A 20,551-nucleotide genomic window follows, 5' to 3' on the forward strand; every position below is an offset into this window, starting at 1 on the left:
TCGACTCAATCACGCAACCTGGCATAACGCCTCGCGCAAGGTTTCGAATACCTGCGCGATGTGCTCCGGGGAAATAATCAGCGGCGGCGAGATCACGATGGTGTCACCCGAGCCCCGTACCAGCACGCCGTGATCGAAACACCACTGCGCCACTTGCGCGCCCCTGACACCCGGCGCGGCTGGCAACGCTTGCAGCTCGACAGCACACAGCAAGCCAATCGCGCGGACATCCACCACCGGCCCGACGCCTTTGAGCGACAACGCGGCCGCTTGCCAGAGATCGCTGACCGCCAGCACGTGCTGGTTGATCCCCAATTCCTCATGCACCCGCAGCGTCGCCAGGCCGGCCGCGCAGGCCAGCGGATGGGCGGAATAGGTGTAGCCGTGCATCAATTCGATAGCGTTCTCCGGGCCGGCCATAAAGGCTTCATAGACCCGGCCGCTGACGAGCACGCCGCCCATCGGCACCGCGCCGTTGGTGAGGCCCTTGGCGGTGGTGATCAGGTCCGGAGTGACGCCGAACGCCTGCGCGGCGAAGCTTGCGCCGACACGACCGAAACCGGTGATCACTTCGTCGAAGATCAGCAGCACGCCGTGCCGAGTACAGATGTCGCGCAGCCGCTGCAAATACCCCTGTGGCGGCGGATAGACACCGCCGGAACCGGTGACCGGCTCGACGATCACCGCCGCCACCGTGCTCGGGTCTTGCACTTCCAACAGCTGCGTCAGCGCATCGGCGTATTCGACGCCAGTGGCCGGTTGGCCCGCGGTAAAGCGCATGCTCGCGTCATACGGCAAGGGCAGGTGCGAGACCTCCCCCAGCAATGGCCCGAAATCGCGCTTCTGACGCCCCAGCCCAGACACCGAAAGGCCGCCGAACCCCATGCCGTGATAGCCCTTGGCACGCCCGATGAACTTGGTCCTACGGCAATCGCCACGCGCCTGATGGTAGGCCCGGGCAATCTTCAGCGCGGTGTCGACCGCTTCGGAACCGGAGTTGGTGAAGAACACCTGCTCGATGCCGGCCGGGGCAATGGCGATCAAGCGCTCAGCCATTTCCAGCGCGTGGGGATGGCTCATTTTGAATGAGGACACGAAGTCCAGGCGCCCGGCCGATTCGCGAATCGCCTCGACAATTCGGGCCTGGCCGTGACCCGCATTCACACACCACAGACCGGCCATGGCATCCAGAATGCGGCGGCCATCGGTGGTGGTGTAATGCATGCCCTCGGCGCTGGCGAACATCATCGGCTGCTTTTGAAACTGGCGCATCGGTGTGAACGGCGCCCAAAACGCCGAGGCGGCCTGGGACGTAGGGGTGTTGCCGGAAAGATCGCTCATGGGCGCTCCTTGATGATCGGTGATGAAAAAACCTCAATCCGCACAGCACAACGCAGATCGGTTGTAGGCACCGGCAAGCCGGCGCCTACGGCAGTGCATGGCATCGACGCCTACCAGAGCGCCAGGGTGTAGCCCAGGATCAGGCGGTTTTCGTTGGTGTCACGGGTGTAGTTGCTTTTCGCACTCGCGTTCTGCCAACGCAGCGAGACGTTTTTCAGGCGCCCGCTCTGCACCACATAGCCGAGGCTAAAGTCGCGTTCCCACTCGCGGCCCTCGCCCTGGAAGCCTTTGACTTTGGCGTTGTCACCATTGGCATAGCGCGTCGAAAACAGAAGCCCGGGCACCCCCAGCGCGGCGAAGTCGTAGTCATAGCGGGCATGCCAGGTGCGCTCCCCGGTCTGGGAGAAGTTACTCAATTGGTATTCGGTGAACAGGTAGGTGTTAGTGCCGTCGACGTAAGTGAACGGCGTCGTGCCGTATTGCGCCTGATAGCCGCCACTGAGGCTGTGGCCCTCCAGGCTGTAGCCGATGCGCGTGCTCAGCGCCTGGTTATCCACCTTGCCCGCCAACCCCGCGCCATCCTGGCTGGCATCAAAGTAACGGATGTCGGTTTTCACCGTCCCGGGCCCGAGGCCGAAGCTGTTTTTCAGACCCAGGTATTGCTGTTTGTACAGGCCATCAAGTTGCGCCCACTGGTAGCTGGCCAAGGTGCTCGCGCCGAGCTTGTAATCCGCGCCGGCGTAACGAAACCGGTCACTTTTGGCCGAACTTTTGTAGGCCCCGGACTGGCTGGTCAGGCCCATGTCCTCGTAGTCGGTCGAGTCACGCTGCTTGACCTTGTCCAACTGGCCGAGACTGATCGTCAGCCCGCTGAGGTCTTTGGAGGTCAACGCGGTACCGCTGAAGCTTTGCGGGAACAAGCGACTGAGGTTGGGTTGCAATGTCGGCAGGTCCGGGACCATATAGCCGACCCGCAACTCGCTCTGGGCAAAGCGCGCCTTGCCGGTCACGCCAAACTTGGAGTACTCGTCGTGCGCGCGCCGGGCGTAGCTGGGTTTGCCCGGTTCTGGCTCACTGTTGCGCGACAGCAGGCCTGAACCTGAACGGTCGGGGCTCGAGTCGAGTTTCAAGCCGAGCATGCCGACGGCGTCGAGGCCAAAGCCGACGGTGCCTTCGGTGAAACCCGACTGCAGGTTAAGCAAAAAGCCCTGCGCCCATTCCGCGCGCTGGGACTGGCCAGTGCCTTCGCGGTAGTCGCGGTTGAAGTAGTAGTTTTTCAGTTCCAGTGACGCACGACTGTCCTTGATGAAATCCGCCTGAGCGAACGCAGGCAGTAAACCGGCGCCGATCAGACCTGCTCCGGTGACGACATGGGTGATGGTGTTTTTCATGGTGCTGGCTCCTGGCAGTACGGGGGTTGGGTGATGTTTTTGTTTTCTTCGGGCATGGCGTTGCCCGTCACGTCAATCGGCGATTGACGCGAGGCGGGACAGCGTTCAGGTCCTGGGTGAAGCAATGCCTAGCGCGTGCGGATGCGATAGCCTCCGCCAGCCAGTCGTTCCAGCGGGCTGGCGGCAGCCAACAACTGCTGGGTGTAAGGGTGTTGCGGCGTGTCGAAAATCGCGTCGCGGTCGCCGATCTCGACCACTTCGCCCTGGTTCATCACGGCAACGCGATGGGCGATACGCTCTACCGCCGCCAGGTCATGGGAAATGAACAGGCAGGCAAAGCCGTACTGTTTCTGCAAGCGTTCGAACAGCTCCAGAATCTGTTTCTGAATGGTCATGTCCAGCGCCGAAATCGGCTCGTCGGCAATCACCAACTGCGGACGTCGCACCAGTGCCCGCCCGATTGCCACGCGCTGACGCTGCCCACCGGATAATTGGTGGGCAAAGCGTTCGACGAAATGTTCGGCAAGCCCGACATCCACCAGCGTTTCGGCGACACGCTGCCGACGTTGCGCGGGGCTCATGCCCGGCTCGTGGCGCAGGGGTTCAGCCAGAATCTGGCCAATTTTCATGCGCGGATCGAGGGAGGAATACGGGTCCTGGAAAATCATCTGGCACTGCAACCGGTGTACGCGGTTCGCGGCCTTGAGGATGTCCACGCCCTTGAAGCGGATAGCCCCGGCGCAGGGGTTGACCAACCCCACCACCGCCCGCCCCAAGGTAGTCTTGCCTGACCCGCTGCCGCCAACCAGGGCCAGGGTTTCGCCAGGCGCGATGCTCAGGTCCACCCCATGCACCACGCGTTTTGGAAGGCTTTTGCCCCAGAACGAACGCGGCCCCGGGTGCTCGATGCACACGCCTCGGACTTCGAGCAACGGCCCGTTGGCGGGCGGCAATGGCGCCAGCACGCCGCGGCTGGGCAAGGCCTCCAGCAACTGACGGGTGTAGTCGGCGCGCGGTGCCAGCAGAATCTCCTGGATGCCGCCCTGCTCGACCGCTTTGCCGTTGCGCATGACCACTACCTTGTGGGCATAACGCGCAACCAGCGACAAGTCATGGCTGATGAACAGAATCGCCGTGCCCTGCTCGCGGGTCAGCTCCAGCATCAGCTCGATGACGTCCAACTGCGCCAGACAGTCCAGGGCCGTGGTTGGCTCATCGGCGATCAACAACGCAGGACGCAGCAGCATCACCGAGGCCAGCATGATGCGCTGGCGCATACCGCCGGAAAACTGGTGCGGGTATGACGCCAGGCAACGCTCGGCGTCCTTGATGCCGATGCGTTGCAGCATCTGCAGGCAACGCCGACGGATTTCGGCCGCGTCCAGGTCGGTGTGCAGCTTGAGGGCCTCACTCATTTGCCGGCCGATGGTCAACGATGGGTTGAGCGAGACCATCGGCTCCTGGAAGACCATGCCGATCTGCGCGCCACGCACCCGCCGCATCGCGGGAGCGTCGCGGCTGTCGAGCGCTACGCCTTTGAACTCGATACGTCCGCCACACACCTGCATCGGCGCCGGCAGCAAGCCAATCGCTGCGCGTGCGGCCATGGTTTTGCCGCTGCCCGACTCGCCCACCAGGGCGACGATTTCGCCCGGGGCCATTGTGAAGCTCAGGTCGTCGACGGCCAGTTGGCCTTGCACGCCCGCACGGATTTTCAGGTGCTGCACAGACAGCAAGGCAGTAGGAACAGTCATGATCATTTCCTCATGCGCGGGTCGAGACGATCGCGCAGGGCATCGCCGAACAGGTTGATGGCAAGCAGTGCCAGGCTGATGAAGAGGCCGGGGAAGATCCCGAGCCAGGCAGCCGATGCGATATAAGGCCGGCTGGCCGCCAACATGCTGCCCCAAGTGGCCGCCGGTGGCGGTACACCCAGCCCGAGGAAGCTCAAGGCGCTTTCCGAGAGCAAGGCCCAACCGAACATACTGGTGGCCAACACACACAACGGTGCCAGGCAATTGGGCGCAATGTGCCGCAGCATGGTGTAGAACTCGGAGTTGCCGATCACTCGCGAGGCTTCGACAAACTCCAGTTCGCGCAGCGACAACACACTGCCGCGCACCACCCGCACCACCGACGGCGTATAGGCGATCCCCAAGGCCAGAACGATGCCGTACTGGCTGGCGCCGATGATCGCCATGATCCCCAGGGCCATGAGGATCCCGGGGAATGCCAGCAAGGCGTCGTTGAGCATCATCAGCACCCGGTCGGTCCAGCCGCGCAGGTAACCGGCCAGCATGCCGATCAGCGTTCCGGCCACCACTGCGAAACTCACCGACAGCAGGCTGATCCACAGGCTGGTGCGCGCCCCCATCATCATCCGGCTCAAGGCATCGCGACCGAACTCATCGGTGCCCAGCCAGTGCGCCGCACTCGGCGCCTGGAACCGCGCGAGCAAGTCCAGGCGCAACGGCTCGTAGGGCGTCCAGACCAGGCCGAGCAAGGCCATGCCGATCAGGACCAGTAACAAGCCCCCGCCGATCAGGGCGTTGAGTGGCGGGTAACGCCAGGCGCGTCGGGCCGGCGCCGCGACACTCCGCGCCGGCTCAGCTGGCAGCGTTCGCTTGGCACTCATAACTTCACCCTCGGGTCGAAGAGCGGATACAGCAGGTCGACACACAGGTTGACGAGCACGTAGATACAGGTAATCAGCAGCAAGCAGCCCTGCAACACCGGATAGTCCCGGGCGAAGATCGAGTCCACCATCAGGCGCCCGACACCCGGCAATGTGAACACCGTTTCCAGCACCGCAATGCCGCCGAGCAGGTTGCCCAGGATCAAGCCCACCAACGTCCAGGTCGGCGCAAAGGCGTTGCGCAAGGCATGGCGCCACAGCACCGCACCTTCGGACAAGCCTTTGGCGCGGGCATGGGCGATATAGTCCAGGCGCAGCACTTCAATCGTGCTGGCCCTGGCCATGCGGGCGATGGCGCCAAACTCCACCAGGGTCAGGGTGACAATCGGCAGCACCAGATAGGTGATCGCCTTGAGCGGATCATCCGCAAACGTCACGTAACCCACCACCGGCAGCCAGCCCAGCTTGATCCCGAAGGCGTACAGCAGCAGCAGGCCGAGCCAGAAACTGGGAATCGACAACAACAACGTCGCGCCGGCCACCAGCCCCAGGTCCATGGCGCTGTTCTGCTTCCAGGCGGCAAACAGGCCCACCGGCACGGCAATCAGCGTGGCCAGCGCAACCGCTACCAGTACAATCGTCGCGCTGACACTGAAGCGCTCGAGCAACAGCGGCAATACGGCTTGTCGCGTGCTGATGGAGAACCCCAAGTCACCGCTGAGCACTGACTTTATCCAGATCAGGTATTGGGTCACCACCGAGTGATCCAGCCCCAGCGAACTGCGCATTTGTGCCAGGCTCTGGGCATCCGCCATGTCGCCCAGCATCAACAACGCAGGGTCACCGGGGATGAAGCGGATCAGTGCAAACACCATCACCGATATCAGCAACAGGGTGGGCACAGCCATCCCCAGCCGATGCAATATGAATCGAAACATGGGAACGCCCTACTTTGATGTTGCCGCCAGCGACACGCCCCACAGGCGCGGTTTAGAGATCGGCCAGGAGCGATAGCCCTCGATGCCGGCTTTTACGACACCGATACTGGTGCCGTTGTAAATCATCACCATTGGCACATCGGCCAGCATCAGCGTGTGCAATTGATCGAACAGCGCTTGACGTTTTGGCGCGACGGACTCGCTCTGGGCTTCACGCAACAACACCAGTGCCTTGGGGTTGTCCCAGACTTTGCGCGGTTCCTTGTCTTTGTTCCCCGTCACCGACTCATAGCTCAGCGCCGCGTCAAAGCGTGGCGAATACGAGAACGCCATCATCTGGAAGTTGCCGCTCTGATAACGCTCCAGTTGGGCGCCCCACTCCAGGGTTTCGAGCACAATATTCACCCCGACAGCCTGGAGCATTGCCTGGCTCAAGACGCCCATGTCGAACATCTGCGGGTAGCGCTTGTTGACGATCAGCTTGATCGGCTGGCCGTGGTAACCCGCCGCTTTGAGCAGGCGCCGGGCCTCGTCGAGGTCGTAGGGGTAACCCGTATGCGCCGTCGCGTCGTAATACGCGCTGGTGGTCGGAATGATCGAGTTGTTGACGGTGGACAGGCCATTGGAAAGCGTTGCGACCATCTGCGAATAGTCCAGCGACAGCGCCACGGCGCGGCGAATACGCACGTCGCCGAGCAACGGGTCACGGGTCTGGAACAGCAGCCCGCCGAGCGTCATCACCGGGCTGGTGCGTACCTGCATGCCGGGGACATTTTTCAACTCCGCCTCATCCATTGCGGTCACGTCCGGCAGTACGTCGACACCGCCGGAAAGCAGTGCGGCCTTGGCCGAGGCGGCGTCCGGGATGACCACAAACCGCACGCGGTCAACGAACGCTTGCTTGTTCCCGGTAAAGCCGTCTGGCTTCGCTTCGGCGCGCGGGGTGTAGTCCTTGAAGCGGTTCAACTCGACGTACTGGCCTTGCTTCCACTGACCGAGGGTGAACGGACCGGTGCCAATCGGCGCGATCCAGGTGCCATCGGCCGCGACCGAATCGGGATGCACAATGCCGCTGCCGCCACAGTCGGGCCGGGACATGGTCGCCAGCAGCACGCCGTTGGGCTTATCGATGCGGAACACCACCTTGAGCGGTTCCGGAACCGAGATGTCGAGGATTTTCGAGACCCCGCGCCCATCAAACTCCGGCAGGCAGCGCCATTGGGTTTTCGGGTCGAGGTAGTGCTGCCAGGTCCACTTCACGTCCTCGGCGGTCAGGGGCTTGCCGTTCTGGAACTTGACCCCTTCACGCAGGGTGAAGGTATAGGTGAGCCCGTCGTCCGAGATCGTGACGTCTTTAGCCAGCATCGGCCCGACTGACGCATCTTCGCGGTAGGCCACCAAACCTTCGACGATGTGCATGATGAACGCATCGGAGTTTTCATCGCGATTGACCCCAGGTTCAGTGCTGCGGATATCACCGTTGAAGCCAACCTTGATCAGGCTCGGTTCGCCGGCTTGCAGAGTAAGGGCGGCAAGGCACAGGCTGAGGGTCGGCACGCCGAAATACAGGGCTTTTTTGACGTAGTGATGCATGGGAGAAAGACTCCTTGAACAAAATTTTCCGGTCGATGGACTAAGCCATGGGCAGGGCCGGGAGCGGAATGAGTAGGTCGTGATTATTTTTATAGCAACCGATCGCGCGTACTTTTGTCAGATACCAACGCAATCATCAGGGACGTCAATTGCGCCCCTTGCACCTCTTTACAGCGGTATCGATCAACGCCGGCCGCGACGAACTCGCAACACCTCGGCGAAAAAGTCCTGGGCGGCCGGCATCGCCTTGATCCCCTGATGAGCCACATTGGGCAGCACATCGAAACGCACCTTGACCCCCTGAGCCTCGAAACTCGCCTTGAGTGCCGCCAGCCGTTCAGGCCGCGTGCAACCGGCGCTATTGGCGCCGGGCATGTAATGTTTGCCGCCTTCGCGGTGAGTGATTTCCCAGGTTTCGAGGTCGGCCTCGCCCACCACCATATGAATCGGCACCTGACGCAGGGCGTCGAGGTCCAGTGGCTTGGCAAACCGGGTCTCGAAGTCGCGCACACCGACCCACCAATTCTGCTTGGGGTCCAGCAAGGTCACCGAGCCTGGCGCACCGATCGAGGCGGCCCACAGCTTCTCGGGGTGCAGGTAACAAAACCGGTGGCTGAACTGTCCGCCACCGGAGTAGCCAAACAGGGCGAACGTATCGAAGCGGCGGTTGTACTTCTGGCCGACGCTGGCGACCATGTCCAGCAGGACTTGGTCGTAACGGATATCGCCTTCCACCAATTGCTTGTAACCGTCGCCGTTGCCATCTCCCAGCACCCCCACCGGAAACAGTGGCGACAGAATCACACAATCGTTCCAACGACCAAATTCGGCGAAGCCATTGCGGTAGATTTCCATGGCCCGGGTTGAGCCGTGCAACGACACCACGAGGTCGACCGGGCGCTCAGGGTCCTCAATCGAGGCGGGTACATACAGCGTGTAGGCAAAACGGCTATCGGCAGTGTGCGAGTACACCGTCGTGGCACCGAGGTGATAAACACTCTTGGCGGCTTGGCTCGCCACTGCATCGGCGGCGGGATTGATTGCTTCATTCGACTGGCTTTTCATAGGGTCATCGCTGCTTCCAGAACAGCGTCCAGTATTCTGCCGCGCCAGACGAAAGAAAATCTAAATTACCTTTATCCAACATAAACAAACCCTTTACCATCCCTGACACTGAACCCGTCGGAAACACCCAATGAGTACCATCCGTTTTCTGAAAACCTTCATTGCCGTCGCGCAATACGGCAGTTTTGCTGCCGCAGCAGATCGAGTGTCCCTGACCAATGCCGCCGTCGGGCAACAAATGCGTGCGCTCGAGGATGAGATCCGGCGCCCTCTGTTCGATCGCAGCCAACGTCAGGTCAAGCTCAACCGTGAAGGCCTGCTGTTGCTGCCCAAAGCCAAGAAGCTGGTCGACGATTACGCGGCCATGGTCGCCGGCGACGATACTGACCTCACGATGGAAGGCGATGTGACGATCGGCGGGATCACCTCGGCAATGGGCTTGCTCGCCAACTGCCTGGTCAGGCTCAAGGAGGTTTATCCCAAGGTGTCCGTCACCCTGGTGACCGCGCGCTCGGACGAACTGGCGCACCGGGTTCTCACCGGAGAACTGGATGCCGCGCTCTTGATCGAGGCCACACGCCAGGACTTCAAAGGCTTGAGCTGGACAAGGTTGTACGAAGAACCGTTGGTGTTGTTGGTCAGCGCAACCCACTCGCAGGGCACCGACGATGCCATTGAACTGCTCAGGACACAGCCGTTCATTCGCTATGACAGAACCACCGCCGTGGGCCGAAAAGTGGAGCGCTTTTTCCGACGGGAAGCGATCGAGCCCAAGCAGATCCTTGAACTGAACTCAATCATCGGCATCGCGGAACTAGTCCGACAACGCGTCGGCATCGCGATTATTCCGCTGCTCAGAAACTTCGACTGGCAACACGACCCACAGCTGCGCGTCCTGGCGTTGCCGGGTGCGGTGGAGCAGCGAACCGTCGGCATCCTCGAACAAGGCAGCAAAAGCCATATCACCGGTGAAGTGCGCAACTTTCTGATGGCGACAAACACCGAGTGAGCCTGCGCCCAGGGCCCTGCAAACGCTCCGCGCCGTCACGCCGGCGTTGTCCAGCGAGAGCGACGAGGTGCTCGGGCCGCACGGCGTGGCAGCCAGGCAAGCGCGCATTATGGATCCAGTAAATAAAAAGTGATCGATAATCGCCCAAATAAATCTCGACATTGCCGAACCACAGATTGACTCCAAGTGACGCACTTCATTTAATGGATCCATTAAATAAGAACAATCACTCGCCTGGAGAGTCACCATGTACCCCAAGAACACGTGGTATGTCGCCTGCACCCCCGATGAAATCGCGCAAAAGCCGCTGGGTCGGCAGATCTGCGGGGAAAAAATGGTGTTTTATCGCGGGCTGGAAGGCGCCGTCGTGGCTGTCGAGGACTTCTGTCCGCACCGCGGCGCGCCGCTCTCGTTGGGCTATGTGGAGAACGGCAAGCTGGTCTGCGGCTACCATGGCCTGGTCATGGGGGACGACGGCAAGACCGTCGAAATGCCCGGGCAGCGGGTGCGCGGGTTTCCCTGCAACAAGACCTTCGCCGCGGTGGAACGCTACGGTTTCATCTGGGTGTGGCCCGGCGATCAGGCCCAGGCCGACCCGGCGTTGATCCACCACTTGGAATGGGCCGTGAGCGACCAGTGGGCCTATGGCGGCGGTCTGTTTGACATCCAGTGCGACTACCGCCTGATGATCGACAACCTGATGGACCTGACCCACGAAACCTACGTCCACGCCTCCAGCATCGGCCAGAAGGAAATCGACGAAGCGCCGCCCGTGACCACGGTCGAAGGCGATGAAGTCGTCACCGCCCGCCACATGGAAAACATCATGGCCCCGCCGTTCTGGCGCATGGCCCTGCGTGGCAATAACCTCGCCGATGACGTGCCGGTGGACCGCTGGCAGATCTGCCGCTTCACCCCGCCCAGCCATGTGCTGATCGAAGTCGGCGTGGCCCACGCCGGCAAGGGCGGCTACCACGCCGCGCCCGAGCACAAGGCCGCGAGCATCGTGGTGGACTTCATCACCCCGCAAACCGAGACGTCGATCTGGTACTTCTGGGGCATGGCGCGCAACTTCAACCCTCAGGACCAGGCACTGACCGCCAGCATTCGCGAAGGCCAGGGCAAGATTTTCAGCGAAGACCTGGAGATGCTTGAACGCCAGCAACAGAACCTGCTGGCCCACCCGACGCGCAATCTGCTCAAGCTCAATATCGATGCCGGTGGCGTGCAGTCACGCAAGGTCCTCGAACGGCTGATCGCCAAGGAGCGCGCCCTCGCGCCGCAACTGATCACCACGACCCGCGCCTGAACCGTGCGCTAACGCTACGAGGACTGAACATGATCGATGTGGTGGTGGTATCCCGCAACAACGAAGCCCAGGACATTTGCAGCTTTGAATTGGCCCGCGTCGATGGCCAGGCGCTGCCGGCCTTCAGCGCTGGCGCGCATATCGACGTGTACCTGCCCGACGGCGTGGTCCGTCAATATTCCCTGTGCAATCACCCGGAAGAACGGCATCGCTACCTGATCGGCGTGCTCAACGACCCGGCCTCCCGTGGCGGCTCCCGTTGCCTGCACGAACACATACAGAAGGGCGCCCGCCTGCAGATCAGCGAACCGCGCAACCTGTTCCCGCTGGCGCACGAAGCCCGACGCAGTCTGCTGTTCGCCGGCGGCATCGGCATCACCCCGATCCTGTGCATGGCCGAGCGCCTGGCCCATGTCGGAGCTGACTTCGAACTGCATTATTGCGCCCGCGCCAGTGAACGCGCCGCCTTTGTGCAACGCCTCAAGGACTCATCGTTCGCCGAACGCGTGTTCCTGCATTTCGACGAGCAGCCCCATACGGCAATGAACACCGCCCAGGTGCTGGCGGCGCCCGACGCCAACGTCCACCTGTATGTGTGCGGCCCCGGCGGTTTCATGCAGCATGTGCTCGACAGCGCTCGGGCCCAGGGCTGGCAGGAGGAATGCCTGCACCGCGAATACTTCGCTGCGGCGCCGCTGGACAGCAGCCTCGACGCAGGGTTTTCGGTGAAGCTCGCCAGCAGCGGCCAGGTCTTCGACGTACCCGCCGACCGGAGCGTGGTCCAGGTCCTGGAAAGCCACGGTATCGAGATTGCCGTGTCGTGCGAACAAGGGATTTGCGGAACCTGCCTGACCCGCGTGCTCGAAGGCATACCGGAGCACCGCGACCTGTTCCTCACCGAGCAGGAACAAGCGCTGAACGACCAGTTCACCCCCTGCTGCTCGCGCGCGAAAACCCCGCTGCTGGTGCTCGATCTCTGAAAGGCGTCACGCCGTGGGCAAAATGACCTTCATCCGCGCGTTGGCGGTCGCGGAACCGAAGATCTCGGCATAGCGCAAGGTCGCGTTGGCGTGCTCGCGCATGATCGCTTCGGCCCGCGCGCCCTGGCGATTGACCAGGGCATCGAAGACCGAGTGATGTTGCATGTGGGCATAGTTGAAACGCCGGTATTCGCGGACCATGTCGTCGCGATCCACCGCCAGCGCGGTGACCGATGCGAACGGCAGGTGATCATTGCGTGCCAGTGCGTCGGCGATCGCCGGGTTGTGGCTGCCTTCCACAATGACGCGGTGAAAGCGCATGTTCAGGTCGTGATAGACCTCAAGGTCGTCCTCGGTCACGTACCCTTTGTCGAACAGTTGATCGCCTTCCACCAGGCAGCGCTCGAGCGTGGCACGCGCCGCGTCGGACAACCCGCGCTCGGCGGTTTGACGCGCAGCCAGGCCCTCGAGCACGCCACGCACTTCGACGGCGCCGGCAATGTCGTCCGGGCTGACCGAACGCACCTGATACCCACGCCCGCCAAACGGCACCAGCAGCCCTTCCTGCTCGAGGGTACGGAACGCCATACGCACGGGCATGCGTGACACACCGAACAGTTGCGCCGTGGGAATCTCCATCAGCCGCTCGCCCGCCGCCAACTCGCCGCTGGCGATCATCTTGCGCAGTGCAACCAGCACCAATTGACCGGGTTTACTCATCCAGGCAACTTCCAGAAAACGTGGGTCGCCATAGTACCGCAAGCATCCGACCGCGTCAGACGAACGCCAACGCCGCGCGTGCCGCGTCTATCGCGCCCAGGTGCTGCGCCAACCGGGACGGCAGGTAATCGAAAAAGAACCCGGCGCTTTGCAGCTTGGCGGCGCGCAACGGATCGTCCTCGGGCAATGCCCGGGAAACCCGAGCGGCCCGCGCCCATGCCAGGGCCAGCAGGGCCACGCCGCATAACTGGAGAAAGTCCGGCGCGGCCCGATAGGGGTACTCGCTGTCTTCCAGCGCCCGTTCACGTATGGCCTCGACCACACGGGCCAGCGCGTCACACAGGCTGCCCAGCGCGTCGGCGAAACCTGCACACGCGGCGCATTGGCCGCCCTGCCCGGCCTCGGTGCGCAGCACTGCCAGCAGCAAGTCGAAGGCTCGCCCCTCATCGCCCAGCACCTTGCGCAGCAGCAGGTCATTGGCCTGGATCTCGTTGCTGCCCTCATAGATCATCGCGATGCGACTGTCGCGCAGCGTTTGCTCGATGGCGAACTCGGCGACGTAGCCGTAACCGCCGAAGACCTGCAAGGCATTGCTCGCCTGACGGAAACCCTGCTCGGTGAAAAACGCCTTGATGATCGGCGTCAGCAACTGCGCCAGTTGACCGGCGCACGCTCGCGCTTGCGGGTCCGGGTCATGCTCGGCCTGATCGAGCAAATGCGCGGCCCAATAACCGATGGCCCGCATCCCCTCGCTGGCCGTGCGCAACTCCAGCAACACGCGGCGCATCGCCGGGTGATAACGGATAGGGTCAGCCGCTTGGGTCGATACCCCTTGCGGCCTCGACGGCGCACGCATTTGCACGCGCTCGGCGGCGTATTGCGCAGCGTTCTGCCAAGCCGCCTCGACATGCCCCAGGCCTTGCAGGCCGACATGCAGGCGCGCCGAGTTCATCATCACGAACATCGCCGCCAGGCCGCGGTTGGCGTCGCCGATCAGCCAGCCTATGGCGCCGTCGAACACCAGCGAGCACGTGGCGCTGCCCTTGATGCCCATCTTGTGTTCAATGCCGTCGCAATGCACAGCGTTGGCCTGGCCGTCGTCCAGTCGCTTGGGCACCAGGAACAGTGAAAGGCCGCGACTGCCCGGCGGCGCATCGGGCAGGCGCGCCAGTACCAGGTGCAGGATATTGGGCGTGAGGTCGTGCTCGCCGCCGGAGATAAACAACTTGTTGCCCTGCAGGCGATAACGGCCATCGCCCTCGGGGGTCGCGCGACAGCGCAGCAACCCGACATCGCTGCCGGCCTGGGGCTCGGTCAGGCACATGGTGGGCAAGGCATGCCCACTGATGATCTCGGGCAAGTAACGCGCCTGCAACCAGGGCGCGGCGTGGGTCTTGAGGCAGAGGTAGGCACCGTGGGCGATCCCGGTGTACATGGCCCACGCGTGGTTGCTGGCGTAGAGCATCTCTTGCAGCGCCGCGTCGAGCAGTTGCGGCAACCCCTGGCCGCCCTGCCCTTCAGCGCACGCCAAGGCCGGCCAGCCACCGTCGACATAGGCGCGATAGGCCTCGGCGAAACCGTCCGGCGTGCTGACCTGGCCGGCGTTCCAGCGACAGCCTTGACGATCGCCGCTACTGTTCAGGGGCGCCAGCACCCCCTGGCTGAAGCGCGCCGCTTCCTCCAACACTTGAACGGCGAGAGACATGTCCAGCGCTTCGAACGCCGGAACATGGCTCCACGCCTGGGGGGCTTGCAGCCAATGTTCAAGCACAAATTGCATATCGCGCAGCGGCGCCTGATAGCTCCACATGGCAAACCTCATCGAATAAAAAGGAGTTACACCGTTGAACGCTCAACCGCGATAGGCCGGGTTCTCGATCAACAACGCCATGCCCTGCCCACCGCCGACACACGCAGCGGCAATCCCGTAGCGCAGGTTGTGCCGGCGTAATTGCCCAGCCAGCGTCATGACCAAGCGCAGGCCGGTGGCGGCCAATGGATGCCCCACCGCCAGCGAACCGCCCTGGACGTTGAGCCGGGTGCTGTCCAGCTCCAGTTCCTGGGCCACCGCCAATACCTGGGCCGCCTGCGCTTCGTTGATCTCAAAACGGCCGATGTCATCCAGGCTCAACCCGCTGCGATGCAGCAGCAAGCGGATCGCCGGCGCCGGACCGATGCCCATGAACTCCGGGGCCACACCGACCACCGCGCTGGCCAGCAGCCGGGCCAGGGGCGCACGCGGGCAGGCCGAGGCGCGCCCGACCAGGGCTGCCGCCGCACCATCGACCACCGCGCAGCTGTTGCCAGCGGTTTGCACGCCATTGGCATGCACGGCGCGCAAGCGTGCCAGGGCCGCAAGGTCGGTGGGCCGTGGGTGGCTGTCCTGGGTGACGGCAGCGGCGCGGCGCGCCAGGCTGATGCCACGCGGCTGATACCCCTCCAACTCGAACACTTGGTTATCGACCGTCACGATCTCTTCAGCCCACGCACCGTCACGCTGCGCCTGCAACGCACGCTGATGGCTCGCGCAGGCGTAACGGTCCACAGCCTCGCGGCTCAGGCCATGGCGGCGCGCCAGGTGGTCGGCGGTGGCGATCATGTCCAGCCCCGGAGCCGGGTCGTATAGGGCTTCCCAGAGAAAATCCTTGAATTGCACTTCGCCACCGAGACGAAACCCATCCCGGTGGGTGTAGGCCGCAATCGGGTTGCGGGACATCGACTCACTGGCCACGCACAAGGCCAGTTGCACCTCGTCGCGCAGTTGCTCAGCGGCCTGGCGCAACAGCTCGAAACCCGTGGCGCAGATGCGCTGCACCCCCAGCGCCGGAACCGATTGCGCCACGCCGCTGTACAACCCGACATGCCGCGGCAGCAAATAGGCATCGAAGCTGGCCTGGGCCATGGAGCCGGCCAGCACGCTGTCCACCGCCAGCGGGTCGATACCGGCACGGGCCAGGACTTCACGGCCGACCTTGATCCCCAGGTCGATGGGCGAGACCAGGGACAAGGCGCCACCGAGGTCGACCCACGGCGTGCGTAGCGCCTCGTAAATCGCCACGTCGGCAAACGCCGAATATTGCCCCACGCCGCTCAAGGCTTGGGCTCGGCACGCAGGATCGCAGCATCTTCACCGCGATACAGCGCCTCGACCTTGGCCGCGCGCCATTGCAGCACCGCACGCTGGTTGATCGACCCCTTGTCGGTAATTTCCCCACGGTCGATAGACGCCGGCTCGTCGAGCAAGGCAATCCATTCCAAACGGCTGGCATTGCCGGTGGCGTCGCGATTGAGGCGCTGCAACCAGTCGCCGAACCACTGGCGCACCGGCGCGCTGGCGAGTACGTCGGCGTCGCTCGCGTCGGCGTTCAAGCCCGCCAGCCGGCGGCATTCGTAGAGCCTGGGGAAGACCAGGGCGCCCAGGCATTCGCGGTCCGGCGCGGCAATCACCAGGTCCTGCACATACGGCGAGCCTTCCAGCACCGCGCGATTGCGCAACGGCCCGACGCTGACAAACACCCCGGAGGACAGTTTGAAATCCTCGGCGATGCGCCCGTCGAACATCAGCCCCAGTTGCGGCCGATTCGGGTCGGCGAGCTTGATCGCGTCCCCCGAACAATAGAAGCCGTGCGGGTCGAACACCTCGGCGGTTTGTTCCGGCGCCCGCCAGTACCCCGGCATGATGTGCGGCCCGCGAAAGCGCCCTTCGAACTTGCCGTCCACCGGCACCAGGCGCACCTCGCAGCCCGGCGCGGGCAAACCGATATAGCCGGCCATGGACAACGGCCCGGTGGTGAAGGTGCAGGATGGCGCGGCTTCGGTCATGCCCAGCCCGGCCATCATGCGGATGCGTTCTCCGCAGTGCTGTTCGGCCACCCGGTCGAGGCGGTCCCAGACACTTTGCGACAGGCCCGCGGCGGCGAAGAAAAACAATTTCATTCGCGCAAAAAAGCACTCACGCAACTCGGCATCCTGCTCCAGGGCGCTGACCAACTCTTCCCAACCCTTGGGCACCGTCAGATAGGCCGTGGGCGACACCTCCTTGAGGTTGCGCAGGGTCTCGGCAAACCCCTGGGCCGTGGGCTTGCCAGCGTCGAGGTAAAAGGTGCCGCCGTTGTAGAGCACGATGCCGACGTTGTGGCTGCCGCCGAAGGTGTGATTCCACGGCAACCAGTCCACCAGCACCGGCGGCTCTTCGCCGAACACCGGAAACGTCTGCAACAGCATCTGCTGGTTGGCGCAGAGCATGCGTTGCGTGGTAATCACCGCCTTGGGCAATTTGGTCGAGCCCGAGGTGAAAAGAAACTTGGCGATGCTGTCCGGGCCGGTGGCATTGAACGCCTGATCGGCCGCACTGCCGCCCGGGGTTTGCAGCAGGCTCGCGAAGCTGACCTGGGTGCGTCCCGGCACATGGCCGCGCACGCAGATCAGCGGCGTCTCGGCCGGCAATACCGCGTCGATCGCGCGCTGGTAGGCCGCCGCATCGCTGACGAACACCAGCCCCGGCTGCAGCAGGTCGCATACATGCCGCAGCTTGGCGAAGTCCTGGGACAACAACGAATACGCCGGCGACACCGGGCAGTAAGGGATACCGGCATACATCGCGCCGAGGGCCAGTTGCAGATGCTCGATGTCGTTGCCCGACAGCAACGCCAGCGGCTTGTCTGCCGACAGGCCGTAACTCAGCAAGGCCTGGGCAATCGCCCGCACGCTCTCAAGCATCTGCGCGTAGCTGACGCGACGCCAGTCACCATCGGCCTGGCGTGCGGCAATGAAGGTCTGCTCGGGACGCACCCGGGCCCAATGCACCAGACGATCGAGCAAGCGCGCCGGCAACTCGGCCAATGGCTCCAGGGAACGCATATGCAGCACGCCCTGCTCTTCAGTGACCGCCACCGGGGCGTGGCCGATGGAGACCTCGCGGTAGCGCGGTGCGGGCTGGGGTTGCGGTCTGAATTCGGAACTCACAAGGGTGTCCTCCAGCAAGGCGGATCACAGCCGCCTTGTTATTGTTATGTCGCGACGCCTGCTCAGATCGGGTAATGCCGCGGCCCGTTCTGCAAGGTCACCCAGCGCAATTGCGTGAAGTGTTCAATCGACGCCTTGCCGCCAAAGCTGCCGTAACCGCTGGACTTGACCCCGCCAAAGGGCATCTGCGCCTCGTCATGCACGGTCGGCCCGTTGATGTGGCAAATGCCCGACTCCACCCGCTGCGCCAGCGCCAGCGCACGCCCGGTGTCGCGGCTGAAGATCGCCGCCGACAGGCCGAACTCGGAGTCGTTGGCCAGGCGCAGCAGTGCTTCATCACCGTCACCGCGCAGCAACACCGCCACCGGGCCGAAGGATTCTTCGCGGTACAAGCGCATGTTCTCGGTGACGCCATCGATCAGGGTCGGCTGCAGGATGCTGCCCTCCAACTGGCCGCCCGCGACCAGCCGTGCGCCCTTGCCCAGCGCATCGTCGATCAGGGCCTTGATGCGCGTACCGGCGCTGGCATCCACCAGGGAACCCAAGACCGAATCTGCCGCCGCGGGGTCACCGGCGCGCAGGCTGGCGACCTTGGCGGTCAGCTTGGCGATAAACGCATCGGCGACCTTGGCATCGACAATCAGGCGCTCGGTGGACATGCAAATCTGCCCCTGGTTGAAGTAGGCACCAAACGCTGCCGCGGCAACCGCCGCATCCAGGTCGGCGTCGTCGAGCACCAGGAGCGGCGCCTTGCCGCCCAACTCCAGCAAGGCCGGCTTGAGGTGACGCGCCGAGAGTTCGCCGACAATCCGCCCGACATGGGTCGAGCCGGTGAAGTTGACCCGGCGCACCGCCGGGTTGGCGATCAGCCGTTCGACAATCGCGGCGGCATCGGCCGGTGCGTTGCTGATGACGTTGACCACGCCATCGCCCAGCCCGGCATCCTGCAAGACCTGGCCAATCAGGCGATGCACTGCCGGGCTTAACTCCGAAGCCTTGAGCACCACGGTATTGCCGCAGGCCAGCGGCATGGCGATAGCGCGCGTGGCGAGGATGACCGGGGCATTCCACGGCGCAATCCCCAGCACCACGCCGCACGGCTGACGCAGGGCCATGGCGAAACTGCCGGGGACATCGGAGGGGATCACTTCACCGGTGATCTGGGTGGTCATCGACGCTGCTTCACGCAGCATGTTGGCCGCCAGGCGCACGTTGAAGCCATACCAGTTGGCCATGGCGCCGGTTTCGCCGGCGGCGGCAATGAATTCGGCGCTGCGCGCCTGCAAGTGCTCGGCCGCCTTGAGCAACCGGGTGCGGCGTTCGTTCGGCGCCAGCGCGGCCCAGCCGGGGAACGCCGCCTGGGCTGCGGCCACGGCGGCGTCGGCATCGTCCAGGGTCGCGGCGGCAACCCGCGAAACCACTTCACCGGTCACCGGGTTGCGACGCTCGAAGGTTCGACCGTCACGGGCGGGGCACGACCGGCCGCCGATCAACAGGGGCACGTCCAGCATGGTGATTCCTCTTTATTGTCTTTATGGGGAATGCATTCAAGCGATGTCACAGTAGCGCCAGGGTGAGGCGGCGAACAGCGGGATGCGCCCGCCATTCGCCAGCCAGCCTCAGCGTTTGTACGTCTGCAGGCCGGGCTTGATGCTCTTGTCGTCGAGGAACTGCTTCATGCCCTGCTCGCGGCCGCCTTCGGTGTCGAGCAAGCGCGACTGATCGAGCTTGGCGTAGAGGTAATCCTCGTTCTGCTCCCAGGTCAGTTCGCGGCAACGCTTGAAGCCATGCTTGGCCGCCCGCAGCACCACCGGGTTTTTCTCCAGCAGGTTGCGCGCCAGTTCGATGGTCACTTCGCGCAGTTGCGCCAGCGGTACGCTTTCGTTGACCAGGCCCATCTCGGCGGCCTTCTGCCCGCCGAAGGTCTTGCCGGTCATGATGTAGTACAGCGATTGACGATGGCCCACGGTGTCGGCCATGGCCTTGCTCACCAGGTTGCCCGGTGGGATGCCCCAGTTGATTTCCGAGAGGCCGAAGGTGGCTTCGTCGGCGCAGATCGCCAGGTCGCACGCCACCAATGGGCTGAAGCCGCCGCCGAAGCACCAGCCATTGACCATGGCGATGGTGGGCTTGGCGTACATGCGCAGCAGTTTCCATTGCCATTGCGAGGCTTCGCGGCGGATTTTCTCCTGGAGGATTTCCGGGCCGGCATCCACTTCGCGAAAGTATTCCTTGAGGTCCATGCCGGCGGTCCAGGCTTCACCGGCACCGGTCAGTACCAGTACGCCGGCGTCGGGGTCCTGCTCCAGGGTTTCCAGGACGTCGATCATTTCGCGGTTCAGGGTCGGGCTCATGGCGTTGCGTTTTTCCGGGCGATTGAGAATGACCCAGGCAATGCCTTCCTCGATTTCAACCTTGACGGTGGTCCAACGGCCTTCGTAATTGCTCATGACGGTACGCTCTTGTTCTTGGTTGGAAGATGATTCGAAATTAAACCGCAAATATAGTTATGTCAATTAACTATTAACCTTGATAACCAATATTTTCCCCTTGTAAAACCTAAGCCGCTCGGGCGTTATGAAAAGCCGGCATAGCCATGGCTCGC

Annotated in this window: 16 protein-coding genes; 3 read left to right on the forward strand and 13 right to left on the reverse strand. The window is 63.3% G+C overall.

What is annotated here, in order from left to right; genetic code table 11:
* Nucleotides 1-9: 9 nt before the first annotated feature.
* The 7 genes from ACVWZP_RS09295 to ACVWZP_RS09325 form a co-directional block, all read right to left on the reverse strand.
* Nucleotides 10-1,341, reverse strand: a complete 1,332-nt coding sequence (locus tag ACVWZP_RS09295) for an aminotransferase class III-fold pyridoxal phosphate-dependent enzyme (RefSeq protein ID WP_057005587.1) — start codon at nt 1,339-1,341, stop codon at nt 10-12.
* 110 nt (nt 1,342-1,451) lie between these two features.
* Nucleotides 1,452-2,732, reverse strand: a complete 1,281-nt coding sequence (locus ACVWZP_RS09300) for an OprD family porin (RefSeq protein ID WP_046383949.1) — start codon at nt 2,730-2,732, stop codon at nt 1,452-1,454.
* Nucleotides 2,733-2,860: 128 nt separating this feature from the next.
* Nucleotides 2,861-4,486: an ABC transporter ATP-binding protein gene (locus ACVWZP_RS09305; protein WP_079443504.1), complete on the reverse strand. Its 1,626-nt coding sequence runs from the start codon at nt 4,484-4,486 to the stop codon at nt 2,861-2,863.
* Nucleotides 4,487-4,488: 2 nt separating this feature from the next.
* Nucleotides 4,489-5,367, reverse strand: a complete 879-nt coding sequence (locus ACVWZP_RS09310) for an ABC transporter permease (protein ID WP_046383951.1) — start codon at nt 5,365-5,367, stop codon at nt 4,489-4,491.
* Nucleotides 5,364-6,305, reverse strand: coding sequence for an ABC transporter permease (locus ACVWZP_RS09315; protein WP_046383952.1), 942 nt, complete (start codon nt 6,303-6,305; stop codon nt 5,364-5,366). Before ACVWZP_RS09315 ends, ACVWZP_RS09310 begins: the two co-directional genes overlap by 4 nt.
* Nucleotides 6,306-6,314: 9 nt before the next feature.
* A complete protein-coding gene (locus ACVWZP_RS09320) occupies nt 6,315-7,898 on the reverse strand; it encodes an ABC transporter substrate-binding protein (RefSeq protein WP_046383953.1) in 1,584 nt (527 codons plus the stop codon).
* A 183-nt stretch (nt 7,899-8,081) separates the two neighbouring features.
* Nucleotides 8,082-8,963: a hydrolase gene (locus tag ACVWZP_RS09325; protein ID WP_046383954.1), complete on the reverse strand. Its 882-nt coding sequence runs from the start codon at nt 8,961-8,963 to the stop codon at nt 8,082-8,084.
* Between the two features lie 130 nt (nt 8,964-9,093).
* On the opposite strand from ACVWZP_RS09325, the gene ACVWZP_RS09330 reads away from it, so the two are divergent.
* From ACVWZP_RS09330 to ACVWZP_RS09340, 3 genes are all read left to right on the forward strand, one after another.
* A complete protein-coding gene (locus ACVWZP_RS09330; protein ID WP_079443503.1) occupies nt 9,094-9,972 on the forward strand; it encodes a LysR family transcriptional regulator in 879 nt (292 codons plus the stop codon).
* Nucleotides 9,973-10,219: 247 nt separating this feature from the next.
* Nucleotides 10,220-11,281, forward strand: a complete 1,062-nt coding sequence (locus ACVWZP_RS09335; protein ID WP_017847926.1) for an aromatic ring-hydroxylating oxygenase subunit alpha — start codon at nt 10,220-10,222, stop codon at nt 11,279-11,281.
* A 29-nt stretch (nt 11,282-11,310) separates the two neighbouring features.
* A complete protein-coding gene (locus ACVWZP_RS09340; RefSeq protein ID WP_017847927.1) occupies nt 11,311-12,261 on the forward strand; it encodes a PDR/VanB family oxidoreductase in 951 nt (316 codons plus the stop codon).
* Between the two features lie 6 nt (nt 12,262-12,267).
* Here the strand turns inward: ACVWZP_RS09340 and ACVWZP_RS09345 are convergent, their stop codons facing one another.
* The 6 genes from ACVWZP_RS09345 to ACVWZP_RS09370 form a co-directional block, all read right to left on the reverse strand.
* Nucleotides 12,268-12,981, reverse strand: a complete 714-nt coding sequence (locus tag ACVWZP_RS09345; RefSeq protein ID WP_017847928.1) for a GntR family transcriptional regulator — start codon at nt 12,979-12,981, stop codon at nt 12,268-12,270.
* Nucleotides 12,982-13,036: 55 nt separating this feature from the next.
* Nucleotides 13,037-14,791, reverse strand: a complete 1,755-nt coding sequence (locus ACVWZP_RS09350; RefSeq protein ID WP_457369693.1) for an acyl-CoA dehydrogenase family protein — start codon at nt 14,789-14,791, stop codon at nt 13,037-13,039.
* 42 nt (nt 14,792-14,833) lie between these two features.
* Nucleotides 14,834-16,075 carry a thiolase family protein gene (locus tag ACVWZP_RS09355; protein ID WP_169884012.1) on the reverse strand — a complete coding sequence of 414 codons (1,242 nt, stop codon included), beginning with the start codon at nt 16,073-16,075 and terminating at the stop codon, nt 14,834-14,836.
* Nucleotides 16,072-17,946, reverse strand: coding sequence for a feruloyl-CoA synthase (locus ACVWZP_RS09360; RefSeq protein WP_046383961.1), 1,875 nt, complete (start codon nt 17,944-17,946; stop codon nt 16,072-16,074). Before ACVWZP_RS09360 ends, ACVWZP_RS09355 begins: the two co-directional genes overlap by 4 nt.
* Before the next feature lie 62 nt (nt 17,947-18,008).
* Nucleotides 18,009-19,457 carry an aldehyde dehydrogenase gene (locus tag ACVWZP_RS09365; protein ID WP_017847932.1) on the reverse strand — a complete coding sequence of 483 codons (1,449 nt, stop codon included), beginning with the start codon at nt 19,455-19,457 and terminating at the stop codon, nt 18,009-18,011.
* Nucleotides 19,458-19,565: 108 nt separating this feature from the next.
* Nucleotides 19,566-20,396, reverse strand: a complete 831-nt coding sequence (locus ACVWZP_RS09370) for a p-hydroxycinnamoyl CoA hydratase/lyase (protein ID WP_017847933.1) — start codon at nt 20,394-20,396, stop codon at nt 19,566-19,568.
* Between the last annotated feature and the right edge of the window lie 155 nt (nt 20,397-20,551).

The sequence above is a fragment of the Pseudomonas sp. TE36184 genome (genome assembly GCF_054060055.1).

Coding starts and splice junctions, on each gene's coding strand:
- ACVWZP_RS09295 (WP_057005587.1), bottom strand. CDS start 1,341: ATGAGCGATCTTTCCGGCAACACCCCTACGTCCCAGGCCGCCTCGGCG.
- ACVWZP_RS09300 (WP_046383949.1), bottom strand. CDS start 2,732: ATGAAAAACACCATCACCCATGTCGTCACCGGAGCAGGTCTGATCGGC.
- ACVWZP_RS09305 (WP_079443504.1), bottom strand. CDS start 4,486: ATGACTGTTCCTACTGCCTTGCTGTCTGTGCAGCACCTGAAAATCCGT.
- ACVWZP_RS09310 (WP_046383951.1), bottom strand. CDS start 5,367: ATGAGTGCCAAGCGAACGCTGCCAGCTGAGCCGGCGCGGAGTGTCGCG.
- ACVWZP_RS09315 (WP_046383952.1), bottom strand. CDS start 6,305: ATGTTTCGATTCATATTGCATCGGCTGGGGATGGCTGTGCCCACCCTG.
- ACVWZP_RS09320 (WP_046383953.1), bottom strand. CDS start 7,898: ATGCATCACTACGTCAAAAAAGCCCTGTATTTCGGCGTGCCGACCCTC.
- ACVWZP_RS09325 (WP_046383954.1), bottom strand. CDS start 8,963: ATGAAAAGCCAGTCGAATGAAGCAATCAATCCCGCCGCCGATGCAGTG.
- ACVWZP_RS09330 (WP_079443503.1), top strand. CDS start 9,094: ATGAGTACCATCCGTTTTCTGAAAACCTTCATTGCCGTCGCGCAATAC.
- ACVWZP_RS09335 (WP_017847926.1), top strand. CDS start 10,220: ATGTACCCCAAGAACACGTGGTATGTCGCCTGCACCCCCGATGAAATC.
- ACVWZP_RS09340 (WP_017847927.1), top strand. CDS start 11,311: ATGATCGATGTGGTGGTGGTATCCCGCAACAACGAAGCCCAGGACATT.
- ACVWZP_RS09345 (WP_017847928.1), bottom strand. CDS start 12,981: ATGAGTAAACCCGGTCAATTGGTGCTGGTTGCACTGCGCAAGATGATC.
- ACVWZP_RS09350 (WP_457369693.1), bottom strand. CDS start 14,791: ATGTGGAGCTATCAGGCGCCGCTGCGCGATATGCAATTTGTGCTTGAA.
- ACVWZP_RS09365 (WP_017847932.1), bottom strand. CDS start 19,457: ATGCTGGACGTGCCCCTGTTGATCGGCGGCCGGTCGTGCCCCGCCCGT.
- ACVWZP_RS09370 (WP_017847933.1), bottom strand. CDS start 20,396: ATGAGCAATTACGAAGGCCGTTGGACCACCGTCAAGGTTGAAATCGAG.